The organism is Chromobacterium sp. W521 (genome assembly GCF_052805975.1).
The window spans coordinates 105,025-129,546 of sequence record NZ_JBRBAF010000002.1; the positions used below are offsets into that span (position 1 = coordinate 105,025).

Annotated in this window: 25 protein-coding genes and 1 tRNA gene; 19 read left to right on the top strand and 7 right to left on the bottom strand. The window is 63.6% G+C overall.

The window, feature by feature from the left end:
* Position 1 precedes the first annotated feature (1 nt).
* From hisD to ACUXV1_RS02985, 16 genes are all read left to right on the top strand, one after another.
* Positions 2-1,294, top strand: coding sequence for a histidinol dehydrogenase (gene hisD, locus ACUXV1_RS02910; RefSeq protein ID WP_081554438.1), 1,293 nt, complete (start codon positions 2-4; stop codon positions 1,292-1,294).
* Between the two features lie 57 nt (positions 1,295-1,351).
* Positions 1,352-2,341, top strand: coding sequence for an ABC transporter substrate-binding protein (locus ACUXV1_RS02915; RefSeq protein WP_446014702.1), 990 nt, complete (start codon positions 1,352-1,354; stop codon positions 2,339-2,341).
* A 99-nt stretch (positions 2,342-2,440) separates the two neighbouring features.
* On the top strand, positions 2,441-3,511 hold the full coding sequence (gene hisC / locus ACUXV1_RS02920) for a histidinol-phosphate transaminase (protein ID WP_446014700.1): 1,071 nt from the start codon (positions 2,441-2,443) through the stop codon (positions 3,509-3,511).
* A 3-nt stretch (positions 3,512-3,514) separates the two neighbouring features.
* Positions 3,515-4,108 (top strand): imidazoleglycerol-phosphate dehydratase HisB, encoded by a 594-nt coding sequence (gene hisB / locus ACUXV1_RS02925; RefSeq protein ID WP_081554440.1) that lies wholly within the window; start codon positions 3,515-3,517, stop codon positions 4,106-4,108.
* Positions 4,105-4,521, top strand: coding sequence for a VOC family protein (locus tag ACUXV1_RS02930; protein WP_043636870.1), 417 nt, complete (start codon positions 4,105-4,107; stop codon positions 4,519-4,521). Before hisB ends, ACUXV1_RS02930 begins: the two co-directional genes overlap by 4 nt.
* 4 nt (positions 4,522-4,525) lie before the next feature.
* Complete coding sequence (hisH, locus tag ACUXV1_RS02935) at positions 4,526-5,167, top strand: imidazole glycerol phosphate synthase subunit HisH (RefSeq protein ID WP_194427425.1); 642 nt, start codon at positions 4,526-4,528, stop codon at positions 5,165-5,167.
* Positions 5,168-5,187: 20 nt separating this feature from the next.
* Positions 5,188-5,928, top strand: coding sequence for a 1-(5-phosphoribosyl)-5-[(5-phosphoribosylamino)methylideneamino]imidazole-4-carboxamide isomerase (gene hisA / locus ACUXV1_RS02940; RefSeq protein ID WP_019103911.1), 741 nt, complete (start codon positions 5,188-5,190; stop codon positions 5,926-5,928).
* A 168-nt stretch (positions 5,929-6,096) separates the two neighbouring features.
* On the top strand, positions 6,097-6,861 hold the full coding sequence (gene hisF / locus ACUXV1_RS02945) for an imidazole glycerol phosphate synthase subunit HisF (protein ID WP_019103912.1): 765 nt from the start codon (positions 6,097-6,099) through the stop codon (positions 6,859-6,861).
* 358 nt (positions 6,862-7,219) lie between these two features.
* Positions 7,220-7,612 carry a phosphoribosyl-AMP cyclohydrolase gene (hisI, locus tag ACUXV1_RS02950; RefSeq protein WP_019103913.1) on the top strand — a complete coding sequence of 131 codons (393 nt, stop codon included), beginning with the start codon at positions 7,220-7,222 and terminating at the stop codon, positions 7,610-7,612.
* Between the two features lie 124 nt (positions 7,613-7,736).
* Complete coding sequence (locus ACUXV1_RS02955; RefSeq protein ID WP_043589545.1) at positions 7,737-8,063, top strand: phosphoribosyl-ATP diphosphatase; 327 nt, start codon at positions 7,737-7,739, stop codon at positions 8,061-8,063.
* 22 nt (positions 8,064-8,085) lie between these two features.
* The gene (locus ACUXV1_RS02960) at positions 8,086-8,409 is read left to right on the top strand and encodes a histidine triad nucleotide-binding protein (protein ID WP_019100820.1); all 324 of its coding nucleotides are present in this window, start codon (positions 8,086-8,088) and stop codon (positions 8,407-8,409) included.
* Positions 8,410-8,481: 72 nt separating this feature from the next.
* Complete coding sequence (gene tatA / locus ACUXV1_RS02965; protein WP_043589548.1) at positions 8,482-8,691, top strand: Sec-independent protein translocase subunit TatA; 210 nt, start codon at positions 8,482-8,484, stop codon at positions 8,689-8,691.
* A gap of 14 nt (positions 8,692-8,705) precedes the next feature.
* A complete protein-coding gene (tatB, locus tag ACUXV1_RS02970) occupies positions 8,706-9,200 on the top strand; it encodes a Sec-independent protein translocase protein TatB (RefSeq protein WP_052370776.1) in 495 nt (164 codons plus the stop codon).
* Between the two features lie 72 nt (positions 9,201-9,272).
* Positions 9,273-10,013, top strand: a complete 741-nt coding sequence (gene tatC / locus ACUXV1_RS02975) for a twin-arginine translocase subunit TatC (RefSeq protein ID WP_043589550.1) — start codon at positions 9,273-9,275, stop codon at positions 10,011-10,013.
* Complete coding sequence (locus ACUXV1_RS02980) at positions 10,010-10,363, top strand: DUF2069 domain-containing protein (protein ID WP_043640648.1); 354 nt, start codon at positions 10,010-10,012, stop codon at positions 10,361-10,363. Before tatC ends, ACUXV1_RS02980 begins: the two co-directional genes overlap by 4 nt.
* A 200-nt stretch (positions 10,364-10,563) precedes the next feature.
* Positions 10,564-12,195 carry a methyl-accepting chemotaxis protein gene (locus ACUXV1_RS02985; RefSeq protein WP_446014699.1) on the top strand — a complete coding sequence of 544 codons (1,632 nt, stop codon included), beginning with the start codon at positions 10,564-10,566 and terminating at the stop codon, positions 12,193-12,195.
* A 160-nt stretch (positions 12,196-12,355) separates the two neighbouring features.
* On the opposite strand, the gene ACUXV1_RS02990 is transcribed toward ACUXV1_RS02985, so the two are convergent.
* From ACUXV1_RS02990 to kynB, 6 genes are all read right to left on the bottom strand, one after another.
* Positions 12,356-13,150: a TatD family hydrolase gene (locus ACUXV1_RS02990; protein ID WP_194427428.1), complete on the bottom strand. Its 795-nt coding sequence runs from the start codon at positions 13,148-13,150 to the stop codon at positions 12,356-12,358.
* A gap of 18 nt (positions 13,151-13,168) precedes the next feature.
* Positions 13,169-14,926, bottom strand: coding sequence for an ABC transporter ATP-binding protein (locus tag ACUXV1_RS02995; protein ID WP_446014698.1), 1,758 nt, complete (start codon positions 14,924-14,926; stop codon positions 13,169-13,171).
* On the bottom strand, positions 14,916-16,688 hold the full coding sequence (locus tag ACUXV1_RS03000; RefSeq protein ID WP_446014696.1) for an ABC transporter transmembrane domain-containing protein: 1,773 nt from the start codon (positions 16,686-16,688) through the stop codon (positions 14,916-14,918). Before ACUXV1_RS03000 ends, ACUXV1_RS02995 begins: the two co-directional genes overlap by 11 nt.
* A 247-nt stretch (positions 16,689-16,935) precedes the next feature.
* On the bottom strand, positions 16,936-18,324 hold the full coding sequence (locus tag ACUXV1_RS03005; protein ID WP_043640636.1) for an amino acid permease: 1,389 nt from the start codon (positions 18,322-18,324) through the stop codon (positions 16,936-16,938).
* A gap of 134 nt (positions 18,325-18,458) precedes the next feature.
* Positions 18,459-19,712, bottom strand: coding sequence for a kynureninase (gene kynU / locus ACUXV1_RS03010; RefSeq protein WP_446014694.1), 1,254 nt, complete (start codon positions 19,710-19,712; stop codon positions 18,459-18,461).
* A gap of 8 nt (positions 19,713-19,720) precedes the next feature.
* Complete coding sequence (kynB, locus tag ACUXV1_RS03015; RefSeq protein WP_446014692.1) at positions 19,721-20,374, bottom strand: arylformamidase; 654 nt, start codon at positions 20,372-20,374, stop codon at positions 19,721-19,723.
* Positions 20,375-20,514: 140 nt separating this feature from the next.
* Between kynB and ACUXV1_RS03020 the strand changes: the two genes are divergently transcribed.
* The 3 genes from ACUXV1_RS03020 (at position 20,515) to ACUXV1_RS03030 (ending at position 24,191) form a co-directional block, all read left to right on the top strand.
* Positions 20,515-20,985: an Lrp/AsnC family transcriptional regulator gene (locus ACUXV1_RS03020; RefSeq protein WP_043640627.1), complete on the top strand. Its 471-nt coding sequence runs from the start codon at positions 20,515-20,517 to the stop codon at positions 20,983-20,985.
* 123 nt (positions 20,986-21,108) lie between these two features.
* On the top strand, positions 21,109-23,379 hold the full coding sequence (locus ACUXV1_RS03025; RefSeq protein WP_446014691.1) for a TonB-dependent receptor domain-containing protein: 2,271 nt from the start codon (positions 21,109-21,111) through the stop codon (positions 23,377-23,379).
* A 257-nt stretch (positions 23,380-23,636) separates the two neighbouring features.
* Entirely contained in the window at positions 23,637-24,191 is a 555-nt protein-coding gene (locus tag ACUXV1_RS03030) for a DUF2939 domain-containing protein (protein WP_446014689.1), read from the top strand.
* A 202-nt stretch (positions 24,192-24,393) separates the two neighbouring features.
* On the opposite strand, the gene ACUXV1_RS03035 is transcribed toward ACUXV1_RS03030, so the two are convergent.
* Positions 24,394-24,478: transfer RNA gene (locus tag ACUXV1_RS03035), tRNA-Leu, on the bottom strand.
* Between the last annotated feature and the right edge of the window lie 44 nt (positions 24,479-24,522).

The following is a 24,522-nucleotide window of genomic DNA, read 5'->3' on the forward strand; positions in this document are numbered from 1 at the left end:
CATGCTGAAACTGTCTTCTTCCCAAGCCGATTTCACCGACCGCCTGCAGGCGCTGCTGGCCTTTGAAACCGCGCAAGATCCGGCTGTCGACGCCGCCGTCGCCGCCATCTGCGACGATGTCAAAGCGCGGGGCGACGCCGCGGTGATCGAATACACCAACCGCTTCGATCGCATGCGCGCCGTCTCCATGGCCGATCTGACGCTGTCGCGAGAGCAACTGGAGGCCGCCTTCCAGCGGCTGAGCGATCCAGTGCGCCATGCGCTCAGCACCGCCGCGGAGCGGGTGCGCCGCTATCATGAGAAGCAGCTGGCGCATTCCTGGAGCTACCAAGACGAGGACGGCACCCTGTTGGGGCAGCAAGTGACGCCGCTGGACCGCGTCGGCATCTACGTGCCGGGCGGCAAGGCCGCCTATCCCAGCTCGGTGCTGATGAACGCGCTGCCGGCCAAAGTAGCTGGCGTGGGCGAAATCATCATGGTGGTGCCGACGCCGGACGGCGAGCGCAACGATCTGGTGTTGGCGGCAGCCTATATCGCCGGCGTCGACAAGGTGTTCACCTGTGGCGGCGCGCAGGCGGTGGCTGCGCTGGCCTACGGCACCGAAACCGTGCCTCAGGTCGACAAGATCACCGGCCCGGGCAATGCTTACGTCGCCGCGGCCAAGCGCCGGGTATTCGGCGTGGTGGGCATCGACATGGTGGCCGGCCCGTCCGAGATTCTGGTGATCTGCGATGGCGACACTCCGCCGGACTGGGTGGCGATGGACTTGTTCAGTCAGGCCGAGCACGATGAAATCGCCCAGGCCATCCTGCTGTGCCCGTCGGCGGAATACATTGCCCAAGTCGAGGCCAGCGTCGCCAGGTTGCTGCCGCAGATGTCGCGCCGCGCAATCATCGAGGCCAGCTTGGGCAACCGCGGCGCGCTGATTCAGGTCAGCGACTTGGCGCAAGCCTGCGAGATCGCCAACTACATCGCGCCCGAGCATCTGGAACTGTCGGTGGCCAACCCGGACGAATTGTTGCCGCGGATTCGCCACGCCGGCGCCATCTTCATGGGCCGCTTCACCTCGGAAAGCCTGGGCGATTATTGCGCCGGCCCCAATCACGTGCTGCCCACCAGCCGCACCGCGCGTTTCGCCAGCCCGCTGGGCGTGTACGATTTCCAGAAGCGCAGCAGCCTGATCCGAGTGTCCCAGGCCGGCGCGCGGGCGCTGGGCCAGGTTGCAAGCCTGCTGGCTCACGGCGAAGGCCTGAGCGCGCACGCGCGCGCCGCGGAACTGCGCTTGGACGCATAGCGTCAAGAGCAAAATGCCGCGTCATCGCTTAATCTGGATAAGTAACCGGAGAAGGCGATGGCTGGGCTGCTACGCATCATGGCCGGACTCTGTCTGGCCTTTTTCTTGTCCGCGGCGGCTTGGGCGCAGCCGCGAGTGCTGCTGGTGGAGAGCTATCATAGCGACTACCCCTGGGATCGGGATTACCGCCGCGCGCTGCAGGAGCGTCTGGGCAAGCGCGCGCAATTGAGCTACTACGCGATGGACACCAAGCGCCTGCCGCCGGCCCAGCATCAGGCGCGCGCCGACGAGGCGCTGGCCATGGCGGCTAAAATAAAGCCGGATCTTGTCATCGTCGGCGACGATGCCGCGTTACAGAGAGTGGGCAGCAAGCTGGCTCAGCAAGGCGTGCCGGTGATCTATCTAGGCATCAACAACAATCCGCGCAATTACTTCCCGGGCGCGGCGACGAACGTCAGCGGCGTGCTGGAGCGGCCCTTGATCCTGCGCAGCGTCTTCGAACTGGGTAAAACCGTCAAAGGCTTGCGCAACGCCCTGGTGTTGTTCGACGACGACCTGACCTCGCGGATCATCCGCGACGAGACCTTCGTCGGCCGAGACACCATGTTGTTGGCCAATATCCATGTCGACCTGTTCTTGACCGGCTCCTACGCCGAGTGGCAGCGGCGAGTGCTGAGCGCAGCCGACCGTTACCAGGCGATCTGGGTGGGCCTCTACTTCACCCTGCGCGATGCCGGGGGCAGGGTAGTGCCCGGCGATGAAGCGCTGCGTTGGACCGCCGCTCACGCCAAGCTGCCGTTGTTTGCGTTTTGGGACTTCGCCGTGGGCAAGGACAAAGCCGCGGGCGGCTTGGTGCTGTCCGGCTACGAGCAAGGCCGAGAGGCGGCCAAATTGGCCGAACAGGTGCTGTTCCAAGGTCAGTCGGTGGCCAGTCTGTTCCCGGTGACGCCTTCGGAAGGCCGTTATGTTTTCAGCCGCGAAGGGATGGCGCGCGACCACGTCCAGCTGCCGGCGCGGCTGCGGGAACGGGCTGACTGGGTTGAGTAGCTGAAAGCGAATGAACACGCTACTATAGCTTTTCGCCGTTTCCGATAACACGGCTCCGTCCACGGGGCTCTTGTTGGCCGCGAGGCCGATTGCGATGTCATGAAAAAGTCCGTCCGACAATTGGTGCGCGATGAGATCGCCGCCATCAGCGCCTACCCGGTAGCCTCCGCCGACGGCTACATCAAGCTGGACGCCATGGAGAATCCGTGGCCCTTGCCGGCCGAGCTTCGCCAAGAACTGGCGCGGGTCTTGGCCGACGTCGCGGTCAACCGTTATCCGGATCCATCCGGCGGCACCTTGAAAGCCCAACTGAAGCAGGCGTTTGCTATCCCCGAGCCGGCCGATGTGTTGCTGGGCAACGGCTCAGACGAGCTGATCACTTTGGTGGCTCAGGCATTGGCCCGCCCCGGCGCCAAGTTGCTGGCGCTAGAGCCGTCGTTCGTGATGTACAAGATGAACGCGTTGTTCTCCGGCCTCGATTACGTCGGCGTGCCGCTGCGCTCCGATTTCAGCCTGGATCTGCCGGCGACGCTGGCGGCCATCGCCGAGCATCAGCCGGCGGTGGTGTTCGTGTCTTACCCCAATAATCCGACCGGTCCCCGCTTCGCCCGCGCCGAGGTGGAGGCGATCTGCGAGGCCGCGCCCGGCCTGGTGGTGGTGGACGAAGCCTACCAGGCTTTCGCCAGCGACAGCTTCATGAACCTAGCCGGCCTGCGCGACAATCTGATCGTGATGCGCACGCTGTCCAAGCTGGGCCTGGCCGGCATCCGGCTGGGCTACGCCGCCGGCCCCGCCGCCTGGATCCGCGAGTTGGACAAGGTGCGCCCTCCGTACAACATCAATGTGCTGACCCAGGCCGCCGCGCGCTTCTCGCTGCGCCATATCGAGGTGTTCAACCGTCAGGCCGCGGAGCTGTGCGAGGAACGCGGCCGGCTGGCGGCGGGGCTGGCGCACTACGCCGCCGTGGAAGCTTTCCCGTCCGAAGCCAATTTCATCACCATCCGGGTGCCGGACGCGCCGGCCTTGTACCAGCATTTCAAGGCCAGCGGCATCCTGATCAAGCAACTGCACGGCAGCCATCCGCTGCTGGAGCGATGCCTGCGGCTGACCGTGGGCACGCCGCAGGAAAACGACGCCATGCTGGCAGCCCTGGACGCTTACTTCGCCTAAGTCATGAGAACCGCAACCGTTACCCGCAATACCCTGGAAACCCAGATCACCGTCAGCCTGAACCTGGACGGCGCCGGGGTCGGCCGCTTTGAAACCGGCGTGCCCTTTCTCGACCACATGATGGACCAGATCGTCCGCCACGGCTTGATCGATCTGGACGTGGTTGCCCACGGCGATCTGCACATTGACGCCCACCATACGGTGGAAGACATCGGCATCACTCTGGGACAGGCTTTCGCCAAGGCGATAGGCGACAAGAAGGGCATCCGCCGCTATGGTCACGCCTACGTGCCCTTGGACGAGGCGCTGAGCCGGGTGGTGATTGATCTGTCCGGCCGGCCGGGCCTGGTGTACAACGTCGAATACACCCGCGCCAGCATCGGCCAGTTCGACGTCGATCTGTTTTCCGAGTTCTTTCATGGCTTCGTCAATCACAGCATGGTCACGCTGCACATAGACAATCTGCGCGGCGTCAACAGCCATCACCAGGCCGAGACCATCTTCAAGGCGTTTGGTCGCGCTCTGCGCATGGCCTGTGAGGTGGACGAGCGCATGGCGGGGCAGACGCCGTCCACCAAGGGCACGCTGAGCGTATGAGCCGGGTCGACTCCGGCATCGCCGGCCTCAACCACCTGTGTTTGTCGGTGCCCGACCTAGCGGCGGCGCTGACGTTCTATGACCAGGTGATGCCGGCGATGGGCTGGCGGGGGCGCAGTAGCGCGGATGCGCGCGCCTATGTCGCCGGCAACTACGAAATCTACCTGCAACAGAGCAAAACCATGGATGCGGGCTTTGTCCGCCATGGCGTCGGCTTGCAGCATCTGGCCTTCAATGCGCCCAGCCGACAGGCGGTGGACGCGTTGCATGCGCTTTTGCTGCGAATCGGCGCGCGGGTCACCGATGCGCCGGCCGAGTACGAGCATTACAGCGACGGTTACTACGCCGTCTTTTTTCAGGATCCAGGCGGCATTGCGCTGGAGTTCTGCCACACCCCGAACATGAGCTTGTAGCAAGATGAAAGTCGCAGTAGTGGATTACGGCATGGGCAACCTGCATTCGGTGCTCAAGTCGGCGCAGGCGGTCAATGACATCGGCGCGGACATCTTTCTTACCAGCGAGCCGGAGGCAGTGCTCAGGGCGGACAAGGTGATCTTTCCCGGGCAGGGCGCGATGCCGGATTGCATGCGGGAACTGAATCAACACGGTTTGGCCGATGCGATAAGGGAAAGCACCAAGAGCAAGCCGTTTTTTGGCATCTGCGTCGGCGCCCAGCTATTGTTCGAGGAAAGCGAGGAGGGGCCGACCCAAGGCCTGGGCCTGTTTCCCGGCAAGGTGGCGCGCTTTGCCCCCGGGCTGCGCGACGCCGAGGGCGAGCGTTTGAAAGTGCCGCACATGGGGTGGAACCAGGTGTTCCAGAAAACAGTCCACCCCTTGTTCGCCGGCATCGCCGACGGCGAGCGTTTCTATTTTGTGCATAGTTACCACTTTGCGCCGGCCGATGCGGGCCTGACGCTGGCGGAAAGTGAATATCCCGAGCGGTTTTCCTGTATTGTCGGTCGTGGGAACATCTTCGCAAGCCAGTTCCACACCGAAAAGAGCCACCGGGCCGGTCTTCAGATGATGAAGAACTTCCTGGCCTGGGATGGCAGTGTTTAACTCACGTTTGATTTAGCACCATGCTGCTCATACCCGCGATAGACCTGAAAGACGGTCAATGCGTACGCCTGAAACAGGGCGTGATGGACGATGCCACCGTTTTCTCCGACGACCCCGTGCAAGTCGCCGCCCATTGGCGCGATCAGGGCGCTCGCCGCCTGCATCTGGTCGACCTCAACGGCGCCTTCGCCGGCAAGCCCAAGAATCTGGCGGTGATCCGCGACATCCTGGGCGAGGTCGGCGATGAATTGCCGGTGCAGTTGGGCGGAGGCATCCGCGACCTGGACACCATAGAGAAGTATCTGGACATGGGCTTGTCCTACGTGATCATAGGGACAGCCGCGGTCAAGACCCCCGGCTTCCTGCATGATGCCTGCGACGCCTTCCCAGGCCAGGTCATCGTCGGCCTGGACGCCAAGGACGGCATGGTGGCGGTAGACGGCTGGGCCAAGATCACCAACCACAAGGTGGTCGATCTAGCCAAGCGCTTCCAGGATTACGGCGTCAATTCGGTGATCTACACCGACATCGGCCGCGACGGCATGATGAACGGCGTCAACATCGACGCCACCGTCAAGCTGGCGCAGGCGTTGACCATCCCGGTAATCGCTTCCGGCGGTCTGAGCAATCTCGACGACATCCGCGCGCTGTGCGCGGTGGAGGACGAGGGCATCGAAGGCGCGATCACCGGTCGCGCCATCTACGAAGGCGGCATTGATTTCGCCGCCGCGCAGACGCTGGCCGACGAATTGTCGGACTGAGAGGCTGCTCAAAGTCGCGCGAGCAAGAGCGAGACCAGGCGTTTTCAACGCCGTGCCGCTGAAGCGCAGCAGACTATGAGCAGGTTCTGAGAGCCTGTATCTCGACTCATCAAGCCTTGCCGGCCCGTACTCACTGTCCGGGCCGTTTGGCTGTTTGCCGGACCCCATATGCTTGCCAAACGCATCATCCCCTGTCTGGACGTGACCGCCGGCCGCGTCGTTAAAGGCGTCAACTTCCTGGGCCTGCGCGACGCCGGCGACCCGGTGGAAATCGCCCGTCGCTACAACGAACAGGGCGCGGACGAGTTGACCTTTCTGGACATCACCGCCAGCTCGGACCAGCGCGACATCATCCTGCACGTGATTGAATCGGTGGCGGAGCAGGTGTTCATTCCCTTGACCGTGGGCGGCGGGGTGCGGGAGGTGGCGGACATCCGCCGCCTGCTCAGCGCCGGCGCGGACAAGGTCAGCATCAACACCGCGGCGGTGACCCGCCCGCAGTTGGTCAGCGAGGCGGCCGACCGCTTCGGCAGTCAGTGTGTGGTGGTGGCGGTGGATGCCAAGGCGGTGACGCCGGAGAACGACCGCTGGGAGGTGTTCACCCATGGCGGCCGCACGCGCACCGGCATCGACGCGGTGGCGTGGGCGCGCCAGATGCAGCAACTAGGGGCGGGAGAAATCCTGCTGACCAGCATGGACCGCGACGGCACCAAGATCGGCTTTAATCTGGAGCTGACGCGCGCGGTGTCGGAGGCGGTGGATATCCCAGTGATCGCCTCCGGCGGCGTGGGCACGCTGCAACACTTGGTGGACGGGGTCAAGCTGGGCAAGGCCGACGCGGTGCTGGCCGCCAGTATTTTCCATTTTGGCGAGCACACGGTGGCGGAGGCCAAGCAGGCGATGCGGGACGCCGGCATTGAGGTGCGGCTGTGATAGCTGGTTCCATGCCCGTCGCGCTTGCCGCCGGGCACGGCCTCTAAACGCTCCCGCCTTGTTTGCGTCAACGTCCTGTCTCGCGCTTGCGCGCAGGACTTTAGAGCCTGTTCAAAGTTTCGCGAGCTAGGGCGAGACAAGGCGAAAGCCAGCGAAAAAGCGGAATGGTCGAGGGGTACATGAGCATGTTGAGCTTGTACTCACCGCGCAACGCTTCACGAAGCGCAGCAGACTATGAACAGGTTCTTAGAACATAAACCCACTTGCCGGCGTCTTAATTTGAAGCGAAGCGGACGCCGCGCTGAATCATTTTCCGCGCCGCCACTCATAGCCAAGGCGCGCGGCGCAAAGGTGAGCCATGAATTGGTTGGATGAAGTCAAATGGGACGACAAGGGCCTGGTGGCCGCCATCGCCCAGGACGCCGCCAGCGGCCGGGTGCTGATGGTGGCATGGATGAACCGCGACAGCCTGGCCTTGACCGCGGAAACCGGCGTCGCTCATTACTGGAGCCGCTCGCGCGGCAAGCTGTGGAAGAAGGGCGAGGACTCCGGCCATCTGCAAACCGTCAAGGAGCTGAGGCTGGATTGCGACGGCGACGTGGTGGTGATGCAGATCGAGCAGGCTGGCGGCATTGCCTGCCACACTGGCCGTGAAAGCTGTTTCTACCGACGTTTCGACTCAGCGCGGCAGGATTGGGTAGTTGTCGACGCGGTGTTGAAGGACCCGGATGCGATCTATCGCAAGGATTGACTTGCGCGCGGTCAACGCCGCGCGGCGGCCGGCCGTTAGAATGGCAGCCGGCAAGCCGATTGTTATCGTTTTGCCATCGGAACGACATATACTTGCCGGGGTTGCGGCGTAAAGGAATAGCGACATGAGCCAGGATGTGCTGAAAACCATCGCGGACACGCTGGAAGCGCGGCGCGAAGCCAGTTCCCAGTCTTCCTATGTGGCGTCCCTGTTTCACAAGGGCGAGGACGCCATTTTGAAGAAAGTGGCGGAGGAGGCGGCAGAGACGCTGATGGCCTCCAAGGACAAGGACAAGCTGCACTTGGTGCGCGAGGTGGCCGATCTGTGGTTCCACAGCATGGTGTTGCTGACCTATCATGGCCTGCGGCCCGAGGACGTGCTGATGGAGTTGAAGCGGCGCGAGGGTATTTCCGGCCTGGATGAAAAGGCCTCCCGCGCCCCCACCCCTTAAGATTTAGCGAGAGCCGACAACAATGACAGATTGCATCTTCTGCAAAATCGTGGCCGGGCAGATTCCGGCCAATAAAATCTACGAAGACGACGATGTGCTGGCCTTCCACGACATTCGTCCGATCGCTCCCGTGCATTTCATGCTGATTCCCAAGCAACATGTGGACTCGCTGGCCCATTGCGGTCCCGAGCACGAGGCGGTGCTGGGCAAGATGCTGACGCTGGCGCCCAAGTTGGCGCGCGAACAGGGTCTGGAGGCTGGTTTCAAGACCGGCATCAACACCGGCCGCGGCGGCGGGCAGGAAGTGTTTCACCTGCACGTGCATGTATTCGGCCACAAAAACTGATTGGCCGATCAGGCCGGAGCGGACGGCCGGGCGGCCTCCGCGCATTCATTCGATTTGATAAGGAAGTGAATCATGGGTTCTTTCAGCATCTGGCACTGGCTGGTGGTATTGCTGATCGTGGTGCTGGTGTTCGGCACCAAGAAACTGCGTAATATCGGCGAAGATCTGGGCGGCGCCGTTAAAGGCTTCAAGGAAGGCATGAACGGCGAGAACGACAAGGCCGCCAAGGATAAGCCGGCCGAAACCGGCCGTATCATCGACGGCGACGCCGACAAGAAATAAGGCGCGGTTCAAGCGTGTTTGAAATCAGCTTTGGCGAAATCCTGTTGATAGGCGTGGTGGCCCTGGTGGTGCTGGGGCCGGAGCGCCTGCCCACGGTGGCGCGCACTCTGGGCGCGTTGGTGGGCCGCGCCCAGCGCTTTGTGGCCACGGTGAAGGCCGATATCCAGCAGCAGGCCAACTTGACCGGTCTGAACGAATTGCGGCAGGACATCGAGGACGCCGCGCAGTCGTTCAAAGGCCAGCTCGATTCCGAAGTTCGGGGCGTGCGCGAGGCGATGGAGCAGAACGGCGCCGAACTGCGCGCGCTGGCGGACGAGGCGCGCGCGCCGGTGGAAGAGGCGGCCAACGTCATCCACGGCGGCCTGCAGCCGGATCTGCTGGAGCCTCTTCCGGTCGAGCCAGCGGCGCAGGCCGAGACGGCGCCGGTCAAGGACGAGAACCAACTGGATCTGTTCGACGACTTGCCGCCGTCGCCGCCCCAGCCGGTGGAGCCGCCATCGCTACGCTGAGGCCGGCCGCACCCGGCCGGGCGGGGCTGGTTCCCGCTTCGGCCGTTCCTGAATCCATTGGAAATCCCGCGCATGAATGAACAACCCTTGCTCGCGCATCTGCTTGAGTTGCGCACCCGTCTGGTGCGGGCGCTGCTCGGCATCGCGTTGGTGTTTCTCGGCCTGTTCCATTGGTCCGGGGATATCTACCACCTGTTGGCCAAACCATTGCTGGACGCGCTGCCTGCGGGGGCGAACATGATCGCCACCGATGTCACCGCGCCGTTCTTCGTACCGGTCAAGGTGACCATGCTGGTGGCTTTCCTGATCTCGCTGCCCAATACCCTGTATCAGATCTGGGCCTTTGTCGCGCCCGGGCTCTACCACCATGAGAAACGGTTGGTGCTGCCCTTGGTGGTGGCCAGCCTGCTGCTCTTCCTTATCGGCATGGCTTTCGCCTATTTCCTGGTGTTCCCTGTGGTGTTCGGCTTCATGTCGGCGGTAACGCCGGTTGGGGTCAGCATGATGACCGACATCGATAAATACCTGTCCTTCGTGCTGGGCATGTTCATGGCCTTCGGCGTCACCTTCGAGGTGCCGGTGGTGGTGATTCTGCTGGTGCGCATGGGCGTGGTGTCGGTGGAAAAACTGCGTCAGGGCCGGCCTTATGTCATCGTCGGCGCCTTCGTGGTGGCCGCCGTTGTCACGCCGCCGGACGTGCTGTCGCAAACCCTGCTGGCGGTGCCGCTGTGGTTGCTGTACGAAGCGGGCATTCTGATGGCGGTATTCCTGGGCCGCAAGAAGGAGCGTCCATTGCTGGAGGATGGTTCATGAATCGAAACGCCTGGCATTACGGCGCGTCGGCGTCGCTGATCGCGCTGATTCTGCTGTGCCTGGCCTGGGAGCTGTGGCTGGCGCCGCTGCGTCCGGGCGGCTCGCTGCTGGCGCTTAAGGCGGCGGTGCTGCTGCTGCCGCTGCGCGGCATCCTGGGGCGGCGCTTGTATACCTATCAATGGGCCAGCATGTTCATCCTGGCCTATTTCACCGAGGGCGTGATGCGCGGTTGGGCGGATCGCGGCTTGTCGCAGCAACTTGCATGGGGCGAAATCTTCTTGAGCGGACTATTCTTCGTCTGTGTATTGGGCTTTGCCAGAACTTTCAAGTTGTCGCGTCAACCGCAGTAGACTCCGCGCGCAGCGAAAAGGAAGCCGTCAGCTCATGCTGGCGGCTTTTTTTGTGCCCGCGGCCCATGCGGGACGCAGACTGTGAAACTTGCCGGAGTCATGCGAGTAAAACCGCAAACGGCTTGGTTTACAATCGCGGCGAAACCGCGGGCTTGATCGGCGGAAATCCAAAAAATACAGTTTGGTTGGGGAGTGTGTAAATGCGGAATATGACGATTGCGGCCCGGATTACCCTGGGTTTCGCCTTGTTGTTGGTGGCGCTGGCGGTGACCAGCTTGCTGGCTTTCATCGGCCTGGGGAGTATTTCCAGCCGGGTGGAGGATGTCAGCACCCATGAGTTGGCCTTTTACCGCGACGTGGTGGGTTTGCAGCAGCACATGGGCAATCTGCGGCGCTTCGAGAAAGACTATTTCATCAATATGGGTGACGCGGCCAAGCGCGCCGAGTACAGCGAGAAATGGAATAAAACAATAGAGAGCGCTCATGCGGCGATCAAGAACGCCGGCACGCACCCGCTGAACGGCGACGCCACTCAGCAACTGACGGCGCTGGACGGGCTGCTCAACAGCTATGCGGACGGTTTCAAGGCAGTGGCGGCGAAGGTGGACAAGCAGGAGCTTGCCGGCACCAGCGACGCCAACAAGGCGTTTGGCCAGTACAAGAGCAGTATTCACCAGATGGAAGAGGTCTCGGCCAAGCTAGCCAAGGGCGGTTCCGACGCAGTGGCGCAGCTGCGTAGCCAGATCGACGCCTCCGCGGACGCGGTGCGCAGCCAGTTGCTGGCCACGGTGGCAATCGGCCTGCTGGCTAGCCTGGTGGTGTCTTGGTACATCATCTGTTCCATCCGCGTGCCCTTGCTGCAGATGCGGGACTCCGCGCAGCAGTTGGCGCAAACCTGCGATCTGAACTTGAAGCTGCCGGACTTTGGCCGTAACGAGCTGGGCAGTGTCGGGGAGTCGCTGGCTTCCTTGGTCGGCACCGTGCGCCGCTTGGTGCAGGAAGCGCAGGGGCACGCCACCCAATTGGCCAACGCTTCCGGACAAATGGCCGACGTCAGTTCCCAGGTGTCCGGGGCCGCGGCCAATCAGGCGGAGTCCGCCGCCAGCGGCGCGGCGGCGATTGAGCAGATGTCGGTCAGCATCAATCTGGTGGCGGACAACACCCGTGATGTGGAAGATCAGGCGCGCCAGACCATGGCGCAGGCGGATAGAGGCAACGGCCTGGCGGAGAAAGCCGCCAGCGAGATTCAGCGGATCGCCAGCGGCATTACGGAAACTTCCACCGTGATGGACCAATTGAATCAGCGCTCCAGCGATATTGGCGACATTGTGCGGGTGATCCGCGACATCGCCGACCAAACCAATCTCTTGGCCTTGAACGCGGCGATCGAGGCGGCGCGAGCCGGCGAGATGGGCCGCGGCTTCGCCGTGGTGGCCGATGAAGTGCGCAAGCTGGCCGAACGCACCAGCCAGGCCACGACGGAAATATCCACCCATATCGAGGGCGTGCAGACCGATACTCAGCGTGCTTACCAGAGCATGCAGCAGGCGAATGCCCGCATCGAGAGCGGCGTCAGCAGCACCTCCAGCGTGGCCGAATCGTTGCGTGAAATTCATCAGCTGTCGCAGCATTCGGTGGAGCGCATCTCCGACATCGCCAACGCGATCAAGGAGCAGAGCCACGCCAGTCAACTGGTGGCGGGCAATGTAGAGCAGATGGCGCAGATGAACGAAAGCACCGCCAAAGCCTCCGGTCAGGCCAGCCGGCTATCGCAGGAGTTGCAGCAGTTGTCGGTGGATTTGGACTCCAATCTCAGGCGTTTTCGCACCTGAGAGCCTGTTAAACGTCTCGCGAGCAAGAGGGAGACAAGGCGAAAACCAGTGAATAAAGCGGAATGTGCACGTGGTACATGAGCATTTTGGGCTGGTTTTCAACGCCGTATCGCCGAAGCGCAGCAGACTTTGAACAAGTGTTGAGGGAAGAGGCTTTATCTCAGCCGGCGATGCCCAAAGCGTCCAGGCTGTTGCGGCGCAGGGCCTGGCGCAGTTCCGGTTCCGGCAGCCCGCGCAGTTCGGCCAGCAAGGCGCTGAAGGCGGCCAGATGGGCCGGCTCGTTGGGCCGGCCCTGGGCGAACTCGGGTCGGATGTCCGGCGCATCGGTCTCCAGCACCAGGCCCGACAGCGGCAAGGTGGCCGCCAGCCGGCGGATGCGCTGCGAGCCGGAGTAGGTCATCGCGCCGCCGAAGCCCAGCTTCATGCCCTGGCGCAGCATCGCTTCCGCCTGTTGCGGGCTGCCGTTGAAAGCGTGGGCGATGCCTAGCTCGACGCGCTGCTCGCGCAGATGTTTGAGCACGCGGTCCACCGAGCGGCGCACATGCAGCACCACGGGCAGCGCGTATTTGCGCGCCAGTTTCAGCTGTTCGACGAACAAGGCTTCCTGCCGCGCCGGGTCCAGTTCCGGCAGATAGAAATCCAGACCGATTTCCCCCACCGCTTCCGGCCGCTGTTCGCGCAGCGCGCGCTCCAGCTCTCCCAGATGCTCGTCCAGATGCCGTTCCAGGTAGATGGGATGCAGGCCGAAGCCTATCCAGCAACCGTGGTCGCGGCGCAGGGCGGCGGCGGCGGCGAAGGTGTCGGCGCGCACCGCGGGCACCAGGATCTGGCCCACGCCGGCGGCGCGCGCGCGTTCCAGCACGGCGGACAGCATCGGGGCCAGCTCCGGCGCGTCCAGATGGCAGTGGGTGTCGATCAGCGCGTCGGACGCGGGCGGGGAGAGAAAACGGTGCATGGCGGAGTCGTCGCTGGTTCAGCCGGCTTCCGGCTGCAATTGCTGCAGCAAGTATAGCCGTTGGTAGATGCCGCCCACGGTCATCAATTCCTCGTGGCTTCCGGTTTCGGCGATCTGGCCGTGGTTGAGCACGATGATGCGGTCGGCGTCGCGTATGGTGGACAGCCGGTGGGCGATGGAGATCAGCGTGATCTGGCCGCGAAGCCGTTCCAGCGCTCTTTGCACCAGCTGCTCGGTTTCGCTGTCGATATGCGAGGTGGCCTCGTCCAGCAGCAGGATGCGCGGCCGGCCCGCCAGCGCGCGGGCGATGGCGATCAACTGCTTCTGTCCGCTGGACAGCCGCGAGCCGCTCTCGCCCATATCGGTGTCGTAGCCCTGTTCCAAGGCCAGGATCAAGTCATGCACCCCGGCGGCGCGCGCGGCGTCCTCGATTTGCTGCTGGGACAGCGGCCGGCCCATGGCGATGTTGTCGCGCGCGCTGGCGGCCAGCAGGAAGGGCTCCTGCGGCACCAGGCCGACGCCATCGCGGAAGGCCGCGTCGTCGAAAGTGGCCAGCGCTTGGTCGTCTATCAGGATCTCGCCGCTTTGCGGCGCGTAGAAGCGCAGCAGCAGCGACAACAGTGTGGACTTGCCGCTGCCGGTGTGGCCGACGATGCCGATGAAGCCGCCGGCCGGAATCTCCAGCGAAAGATCAAGCAGCACCGGCCGTTCGGGCTGGTAGCCGAAACTCACCTGGCGGAAGCTGACGGCGCCCCGGCCAATGCGGCCCCCGCCTTGGCCGGCCGTTGCGGCCGGCTCCTGCAGCAGCGCGTCCACCCGCGCCGCCGCCACCACTGCTTGTTGCAGCTGGCTGAACTGCATGGTGATCTGGATCAGCGGGTCCACCATGCGGCCGATATAGCTGATGAAGGCGTAGAGCACGCCTATCTGCAGCGCGCCCAGCGGCCGTTGGCTGAAGCTGTAGATCACCCCGGCCAGCAGCAGCACTTTCAGCAAGTCCAGCGCCGGCCGCAGCAGCCAGGCGTTGGCGCTCAGTTCCGCGATCCGCGCCCGGTAATAATTGTGGTTGGCCTGATCGAAACGCTCGGCGAAGCGGCCGGTGGCGTTGGAGGCTTGCAGCACGCTCATGCCGGAGATGGATTCCGCCATCTGAGCGTTGATGTCGCTGCGCAGCGCGCGGGCTCGCGTCACCGACGGCGCGCTCCAGCGCTGATACAGCCAGACGATGGCCAGCATCGCCGGCAGCAGCATCGCCGCCAGCAGCATCAGCCGCCAATCCAGCCAGGTCATCGCCGCCATCACGCCGATCACCACGATGCTGCTGTCCAGCATCACGAACAGCACCTGCACGTACAACGCCTTCACCGACTCGGTGTCGTTGGTGACGCGGCTGACCAGTTGGCCGGTGATCGCTTTGTCGAAAAAAGCCATCGGCAGCCGGATCACATGGCGGTAAACCTGCTCGCGCAGTCTTTGCACCGAGCGCATCGCCACGCCGGACAGGCGCACCAGCTGCAGATAGCGCAGGCTGGAGGCGGCGTAGCCGGCCATCAGACAGGCGAGCAGCAGCAGGCCCATTTCCAGCCACTGCGGCGCGCGCGGCAGAAGGTAGCGGTCGATGAATACCTTGCCCAGCAGCGGCGACAGCGCTTCCATCAGCGCGGCGGCGATCAGCCACAGCGTGCCCCACAGCACATGGCGGTTTTCCGGAGCGGCGGATTGGCGCAGCAGGGCCACCGCCCGGCGCCGATTGATCGCGGATTGATCAGATTTCATCCAGGCTGGCCTCCAGTTGTTGGTAGCGCCACTGGCTGGCGTACCAGCCGTTCAGTTGCAGCAGCGCCTCGTGGCTGCCGGCTTCGGCAATGCCGCCGTGCTGCAGCACGATGATGTGGTCGGCGTCGGCCACCGCCGATAGCCGGTGGCTGGCGATGATCACGCTGCGGCCGCGGCGTGCTTCGCGCAGATGGTGCAGGATCTGGGTTTCAGTCTGGGTGTCCACCGCGGACAAGGCGTCGTCCAGCAGCAGCAGCGGCGCGTCGGCCAGCAGCGCGCGGGCGATGGCCAGGCGCTGGCGCTGGCCGCCGGACAAGGCCACGCCTTTTTCGCCCACCGGAGTGGCGTAGCCCTGAGCCAGACGCAGGATATCGTCGTGGACCGCCGCCAGCCGCGCTACGCGTTCGATGTCGCGCTCGGAGGCGTCCGGGCGCGTCAGCGCGATATTGTCGGCCACCGAGGCGGAGAACAGGAAGGATTCCTGCGGCACCCAGCTAATCGCCGCGCGCAAGGCGTCCATCTTGTATTCCTCCAGTGGCACGCCGTTCCAACTGATGCTGCCGGCCGGCAGCGGATATTGGCGCAGCAGCAGGCGCAACAGCGTGGATTTTCCGCTGCCGGTAGGGCCGACGATGCCCAGGGTCTGGCCACGGCTCAGGCGCAATTCGATCGCGCGCAGCGCCGGCGTCGCCTGTCCCGGGTAAGTGAAGTCCAGATTGTGCCAGCGTAGTTCGCCAGCCGGTTCCGTCGTGTTGGAGCCGCTGTCGTCCACGGACTCGGGCGCGCTCAGCACGGGCTCCAGCCGGTTCCAGCCGGCGCGGCCGCGCTCCAGCAGCGACAACACCCAGCCGGCGGCGAACATCGGCCAGATCAACTGGCCCAGATACATGCTGAAGCTGGTCAGCGCGCCTATGGTCAGTTGTTGTTGCCAGACCAGATAGCCGCCCACGCCTAGCGTGGCCGCCGCCGCGGTGCTCAGGGTCAGCCCCACCACCGGTTCGAACGCCGCCTCCCAACGTTGAGCCTCCAGGCTGTTGTCGGCCGCGGAAGCGGCCAGGCCGGCCAGTTCGCGGCTGCTGCGTTCCTCCAGGCCCAGGGTGCGCAGCGTGCGCACTCCGCTCAGCGTCTCTTGAACGTGGTCGTTGAGCCTGCTGAAGCTTTGCAGCGAGCCGGCCCAAGCCTGGTGCACGCGGCGGGTGATGCACCAGAAGGCGAAGGCCATGAGCGGGAAGGGCAGCAGCGCGGCGGCGGCCAGCCGCCAGTCTATGCCCAAGGTCATCATCGCCAGCACCATTACCAAGGTCAGGCTGCCGTCGAAGCCCGCCAGCATGGCTTCCCCGGCAGCCATTTCCACCGCGTCGATGTCGTTGGTGGCGCGCGCCATCAGGTCGCCGGTGCGTTGGTGATGGTAGAAGCCCGGTCCCTGGCGGCTTAGCCGCTGATACAGCCGGGTGCGCAACTCCACGCCCAACTGGTAGGCGGCGGCGAACAATTGCAGTCGCCAGCCGGCGCGCAGCAAATAGATCACCACGCCGAACAGCAGCAGCCAGCCCAACTCGCGCAGCAGCTGCGAGCCGCCAAGCTCGCCCTTGGCCAGCAGGTCGACGATTTGGCCGATCTGGCGCGGAATCAGCACGGTGAGCACCGCCACGGCGGCCAGCATCAACGCCGCGCGCAGGTAGTAGGGCCAATGGCGGAGGACGAAGCCGCGCAGCAGCGCGGGCAGGCTGGCGCCGGGGGCGAGATCGGACGGGCGTGACATGGCGGAGGCGGGCTATCCGGATTGGGTATCGAGTCGAACATTCTATGCCGAATCCGATAGCGGTGTCAGAACCTGTTCAAAGTCTGACGCGCTGCGGCGGTACGGTATTGCAAAGGGTTTCGAAATGCTCATATACCACGGGTACATTCCGCTTTTCCGGCTGTTTTCGCCTTGTTCCGCTCATGCGCGGAATCCTTTGAACAGGCTCAGGCCGGGCGGGCCCGGCCTGGCGATTGCACAACTGGGCTTAATTCGTTTGCGCCGCGGGCGTCAGCCGCGGCCTGCGCACTTTGTGATAGAGGACGACCAGCAACAGCAGGAAGGGCAGGCCGAAGACCAGGGTCAGCCGGAAGACCTCGGTAAAGACGGTGGTGACCATGATCGCCAGCATCAGCACCAGCCCGGTCAGCGTGCTGTAGGGAAACAGGCGCATCTTGAATGGCAGATCCAGCCCGCCGGCCTGATCGTGATGACGGCGGAAGCGAAGATGCGTGTAGAAGATCATCAGCCAGGTGAACATGGCGCCGAACATCGACAAGGAAATCATCAGCGTGAACGCCTGTTGCGGAAACAGCACGTACAGCACCGCCGCCAGCGCGATGCCGCTGGTGGACAGCAGAAGCGCGTTGACCGGAATGCCGCGCGGGTTCAGTTTGCCCAGCCCTACAGGCGCGTCGCCGGCGCGCGACAGGCTGAACATCATGCGGGTGGTGATGTAGAGCTGGCTGTTCATCGCCGACAGAGCGGCCACCACCACCACGAAGTTGAGGATGCCGGCTGCGTAGGGAATATTAAGCACCTGCATCACGGTGACGAAGGGGCTGTTGCCGGAGCCGATGCGGCCCCAGGGCACGATGGCGATGATCAGGCTCAGCGACAGCAGGTAGAACACCACGAGCCGCGCGATAGTGGCGCGGAAAGCCTGGCGCACCGCCTGCTCCGGATTTTCGGCCTCGCCAGCGGCCACCGCGATCATTTCCACGCTCAGATAGCTGAAGATGGAAATGACCACCGCCACCCACATCCCCCAGACACCGTTGGGGAAAAAGCCGCCGTCGGCGCTGAAGTTGTGCGCGCCGTAAGCCGGGTTACCGCTGCCCCACACCACGTAGCAGCCCATCAGGATGAAGGCGAGGATGGCGAAGATCTTGATGGAGGAGAACCAGTACTCCACGGTGCCGAAGGCCTTGACGCTGGCGGCGTTGACGCCGATCAGCGCGCTGGAGAACAGCAGAATCCAGATCCAGGGCGGGGTGTCTGGAAACCAGTAGCGCATGTATTCGGCCACGGCGGTGATTTCGGTTCCCACCGCCAGCACCACGCAGGCCCAGTAGCTGTAGCGCACCAGGAAACCAGCCAAGGGGCTGACGTAGTGCTCGGCGTAGGCGCCGAAGGAGCCGGAGGTGGCGTGCGCCACCGTCATCTCCGCCAGACAGCCCATCAGCAACAAGGTAATCAGGCCTCCGATGGCGTAGCTGAGCACCACGCTGGGTCCGGCGAAGCCGATGGCGAACTTGCTGCCGAGGAACAGGCCGGTGCCGATGGCGCCGCCGATGGCGATCATGCTCATCTGTCCGGCGGTGAGCCGGCGTTGCAAGCCTTGTTCTCTGTCTTTGATGTCCTGGAAGCTGCTCATGATGTTTCTCCTCTGTAGATGGCGCTATTTGCGGGATCTAACGTCCCTTGCGCTGTTGAGCCGCCGGCCGCGTGAGATCGCGGGCGGCGGCTCTAGGGAGGCGCGACGGTTTGGGACGTCGCGCCGTGCCGGGTTCAGGTTACCTCGCCGCGGCGATGAAACTCCGGGCGGTCCCAACTGCCGCTGTCCAGGATCTCGCGCAGAATTTCCACCGCGTCCCAGATGTCGGCATAGCTCAGGTAAAGCGGGGTGACGCCGAAGCGCAGCACTTCCGGCTCGCGGTAGTCGCCAATGACGCCGTTGGCGATCAGCGCCTGCATCACCGCGAAGCCCTGCGGGTGGCGGAAGCTGACGTGGCTGCCGCGGCGCGCGTGCTCGCGAGGGGTGATCAGGGTCAGCGGATGCCCGCCGCAACGTTGTTCCACCAACTCGATGAACAGATCGGTCAGGGCCAGGGACTTGGCGCGCAGCTGCTGGCTGTCCACCTCTCGCGCCACGTCCAGGCCGCACTCCAGCAACGCCAGCGACACGATGGGCTGGGTGCCGCACAGGAAGCGGCGGATGCCCTGGGCCGGCGCGTAGTCGGCGGCCATCTCGAAGGGTTTGGCATGGCCCCACCAGCCGGACAAGGGCTGCCAGAAAGCGTTTTGATGGCGCGGGGCCACCCAGATGAAGGCCGGCGAGCCCGGGCCGCCGTTCAGGTATTTGTAAGTGCAGCCCACGGCGAAGTCGGTGTCCGCGCCCTTCAGGTCAACTTGCAAGGCGCCGGCCGCGTGGGCCAGGTCCCAGATCGCCAGCGCGCCGTGTTGATGAGCGCTGCGGGTCACCGCGGCCATATCGTAGAGATAGCCGGTGCGGTAATTGACGTGGGACAGCAGCAGCACCGCCACCTTGTCGTCCAGCGCCTGTTCCAGCGGCAGCGCCTCGTCGATCAGTCGCAGTTCATAGCCCTGCTGCAGGAATTCGATCATGCCCTGGATCATGTAGAGATCGGTGGGGAAGTTGTCGCGCTCGGACAGGATCACCTTGCGTTCCGGGTGGGCTTGCCGCTGGATGCGCAAGGCCGCCGCCAGCGCCTTGAACAGGTTGAGCGAGGTGGTGTCTGTGATCACGGTTTCGCCGGGGCCGGCGCCCAGTAGCGGCGCCAGTTTGTCGCCCAAGCGCGTCGGCATTTCGAACCAGCCGGCGGTATTCCAGCTGCGAATCAGATCATGACCCCATTCGCGGGTGATCACCTGCTGGCTGCGCTCCAGCGCGCCCTTGGGGAGCACGCCCAGCGAGTTGCCGTCCAGGTAGATGGTGTTGGCCGGAAGGTCGAACCGTTGGCGGAAGCCGGCCAGCGGGTCTTGCTGATCGGCGATGAGACAAGCTTCGCGAGTGTGTTTCATGGCGGGTCCTACACGAGAGGGGTGGAAACGGACAAGGGCCGCAGCACGGCGCGTACCGGGCTGGCGTCCAGGTTCATCAACTTCAGCGGCAGCGCGATCAGCTCGTAATCGCCCTCCGGCGCGTGGTCCAACAGCAATTGTTCCAGGATGGCCATGCGTTGGCGCGCGGTGGCGTGATGGGCGTCCATGGTTTTGCTGTCCATCGGGTCCAGCGAGGCGGTATCGACGCCGATCAGGCGCACGCCCTGGCCGCCCAGCCAATCTATGGCGGCGGCCTCCACGCCGGGGAAGTCCGCGTCCCAGGACTCCAGCGGGTAGCGCGCGTAGCTGCGGATCAAGAGGCGCGGCGGCAGCGGCCCGGTTTGGATGGCGAGCCGGGACTGGATCTGCTCCAGCCGGATCAGAGGGCCGGGAGACAGGCAGTGAATCACCCTGCAGGGCCCCAAGTAGGCGTCCAGCGCGACTTGGCCGATGCCTTGGCCGGCGGCCTGGAAGTGGGCCGGCGCATCGGCGTGCGCGCCGCTGTGCGGAGACAGGGTCAGTCGCGCCACGTTGACCGGACAGTGGGCGTCCAGCTGCCAGGCCGGGCTGGCGTCGAAAGCGGTGTCGCCGGGCCAGACCGGCAGGCCGGCGCGCAGCGGGGGGCTGATGTCAAGCAACATGGAGCGGCTCCAGAGAGGCGAAAAGCTTGGAATCATGCTATCACCAAGGCCTCCGCCAGAAATTGCAAGTTGCTCTTGCTGATGGCATGCTTTTCGCAGGAACTGCAGCGAAACGGATAGATAACGATGGGAAATTGCAAATGCAGCTTGATGCGATAGATTGCCGGATTCTTTCCGCATTGCAGCACAACGCTAGGCTCAGCAATCAGGACCTGGCCGATCAGGTAGCCCTGTCTCCGTCCGCCTGCCTGCGGCGAGTGCGCACGCTGGAGAGCCAGGGCCTGATACGCGGTTATCACGCGCAGTTGGACCCGGCCCTGCTCGGCTACGAGCTGGAGGCCATCGTGCACGTGACCTTGGACCGGGCGCGCGAGGATTGGCACGAAGATTTCATGAACCGCATCCAGCAGTTCGAGGAAATCGCCGCCGCTTACATCGTCGCCGGTCCCAGCAACTATGTACTGCACGTCCGTTGTCGCAATCTGGCGGCCTTTAGCGGTTTCATCGTGGAGCGGCTGAACCGCATTCCCGGCATGCGCGACATCTGTTCCTACATCGTGATGCGCACGCTCAAGGATCGGCGCTGGGAGGTGCCGTTGGACGGCAAGTAGCGGCGGAGGTCATTCCGCGGCGAGTATGGGGGGCGCTTGGGATGGATTGTGAATAATCACGTTGTTAATGATAATCATTAGCATTAACTTCGGCGCTCCTATCCCAAGTACCCCACCCATATCATGAAATACCGGAGTCTTTCCGCCTGCCTATTGCTGTCGGCGGCTTACCCGCAAACCCTGCTGGCCGCCGAGCCCGCGCCGCAACTGGAAACCGTTCACGTTAGCGCCGAGCGCAAACGCGCGCTTTTGCATGGCGAGGAGCTGGATGCGGCGCAATTGCGCCGCGCGCGCGGCACGGGCAACGCCGACATCTTTTCCGCCCTGCCCAGCGTGCAGGTCAACAATATCCGCAACGAAGCCGGCGCCATCGACCTGGGCATCCGCGGCCTGCAGGGCGAAGGCCGGGTGCCGGTATTGATAGACGGCAGCCTGCAATCCACCCATACCGCCCGCGGCTACCAGGGCACCAGCGACCGTACCTATATCGATTCCGACTTGATCAGCAAGGTCAGCGTGGAGGAGGGGGCCAGCAACGGCGCCTTCTCCAGCGGCGCGATTGGCGGCCTGGTGCAGATGCGTACCTTGGGCGTCGAGGACGTACTGCGTCCGGGCAAGGATTTCGGCGTACTGTTGAAAGGCAGCCTGTACAACAATAACAAGATGCCCGCAGTGCCTGGAGACGAGCGCGACCAAGTGTATTACCAATTGAACAACGGCCTCAGCCCGCGAGTGTTCAACAACGGTTCGGCCACGCTGGCGTTGGCTTATCGGCAGCCTGGCCTCGACGCTCTGCTGGCTTACAGCAAGCGGCGCACCGGCAATTACTTCGCCGGCGTCCATGGCTATGAGGGCTACCCGGAAGCGGTGGTGTCGCGCGGTCAGGAAGTGGTGAACACCAGTTACGAGAGCGACTCTCTGTTGGCCAAGCTGGGCTTCGCGCTGGACGACGCGCAGCGCTTGAAGTTGATCTTCCGCCGCCACCGTCAGCAAGCCGGCGAACTGCTGGCCGCTTACTGGTACAAGAATTCCAACGATAAGAATTTCCAAGAGCTGCCGCCAGGCGTGGAGTCGATGCCGCAATGGGCGCTGGGCAGCGCCGTGGTGCATGCCTATAGCGCCAACTACAGCTATACGCCCAGCGACAACAAGCTGATCGACCTGAACTTGGGCCTGTGGGCCACCGAGGCGGATCTGGATCAGCACAACGGCCTATGGGCCGGCCGCCCCGGCGCCTCCTACGGCGATCAGTACATGCATGCCTACAACAACAAGCGTCACGGTTTCAATGTGCTCAACCGATCAGAACTGGATGTCCTGCCCTTGAGCCTGAGCTACGGCCTGGCCTTCCAGCAGGAGCGCACCCAGCCCACCAGCCGCTACACCGAGCAGCCGAGGACGCTGGAAGCGTCGCGCAACGGGGTGCGCAATGAGCGCAGCCTGTTCGCCAACGCCGTCCTGTCCTATCGCTGGGCCAGCTTCTCTCTGGGCACGAATCTGCATGGTTCGACCACGCGCGACTATTCGACCAATCTGGAAGCGGATTACGCGCCCAAGCTGGACCTGACTGGCCAGGTGGACGTTCATCTGGCCAAGTGGCTGGATGTTTACGCCAAAGGCGGCCGCGCCTACCGCACCCCCAGCCTGTACGAAACAACCACCTCGTCCGAGGTCTTCAGCTACAACCCTTACAACCCCTTGCGGCCGGAGCGTTCGCTGAACCTGGAACTGGGCCTTAAGGCGAGTTTCCAGAACGTGTTCCGCGATCAGGAGCGCATCGGCTTCAAGGCCGCCTATTTCGACAACAAGGTAGCGGACTATATTTCCAGCGCCTGGTTGGACAGGACGCCGGGCATGCCGTCGTGGCAGGGCAATCTGACCTTCCTCAACTACGACAAGGTGGAACTGCGCGGCTATGAATTCGGCTTGGACTACCATAGCCCGTCCTTCTTCGTGGAAGCCGCCGCCACTCGCTACCTGGAGCCGGAAGTGTGTTCGGTGAACCAGGCGACCCGGCGCGACGCCGCGGTGTGCAATCCGAACGGCTTCGCCTGGAGTCTGATCCCGACCCGCATCCCGCCCAAGAGCGTGTACGTGATTTCCGCCGGCAAGCATTTGTTGAACGGCGATCTGACCGTGGGCGGACGCTGGCGTTACCATTCGGGCAAGACCAATCCGGCGGACTGGCTCAAGGGCACTGGCGCGCAACCGGTGTTGGAACTGGCGTCCGAACGCTTGGTGGACCTGTTCATCGAGTACCGCCTGAACAAGCAAGTCAACGTGAATTTCAATGTGGATAACCTGACCAACCGCTATGCGGTGGATCCCGGCTCCGTGATCAGCATGCCGATCCCGGGGCGGACCATACGGATGGGGATGGAGGCGCGCTTCTGAGAGCCTGCTCAAAGCCTGCTGCGCTTCGTGGAGGGTTGCACGGTGAGTACAAGCTCAAAATGCTCATGTACCACGTGTACACACCGCTTTTTCGCTCGTTTTCGTCTAGTCTCGCTCTTGCTCGCGTGGCTTTGAACAGGCTCAGGGAAACCGGCCGCGCGTTTTTTGCCGTGGCCGGCGGGAATCTGCGCGCCGGCCGGCGGTCTGTAGACTTTATGAGCCGTATGGACGCGGCCGCTCGATTCAGGGGGATAAGCATGAGCATCAAAGTGAAGCTGGCGCTGGGCGCGGCGGTGTTGGCCTTGGGGGCGTGGTTCTACGCGACGCCGTATCTGACGGTGCGCGGGATGCAGCAGGCGCTGGACGCGCGCGACGCGGCCAAGTTGTCCGGCTATGTGGACTACCCCGCCTTGCGCAATAGTCTGAAAGAGGCGGTTGCGCCCAAGTCGGTGCTGGAGTTGAACCAGTCCAAGGACAAGAATCCTTTGGCGGCGATGGGCGCGGCCATTGCCGACGCGGTGATTGCCCCGGTGGTGGACGCCATGGTGACGCCGGAAAGCCTGGCCTTGATGATGCGGGGGATCAAGCCCAAGCCGGGTTTGCCGCAAGGCGGCGCCGATGAGCCGGCGACCGGCGGCGGCGCATCGGAAGATCGGCGCGCCGGCGTGGATACGGCCATGGGCTATGAAGACATTGACCGCTTCGTGGTGACGGTGAAACAGAAGGAGAAATCCGAACAGTCCTTGGGCTTGATTTTCAAGCGCGATGGCTGGTTCGGCTGGAAATTGTCGGCGGTGCGGCTGCCCGAGTAAGAAGCTGTTGACGATCCGCCACATGTTGGCTGTGTGGTGTTGAAACCCGCATTGGAAATGCTCATGCGCGATCGGCGCATTCCGCTTGCTCAGCGGGTTTCGTCTTGTCTCGCCTCAGTCCGCGCTAAGTAGAGAAGACAACAAAAAAACCCGCATAGCTTGCGCTGTGCGGGGTTTTTGGGGTTTCGGCTTGCCAAATCGCTGGTGCCCAGAGTCGGACTCGAACCGACACACCTTGCGGCGGGGGATTTTGAATCCCCTGCGTCTACCAATTTCGCCATCCGGGCGTCTTCGGCATTCCGAGAACACGAATGATAGCGATAGCAAATCG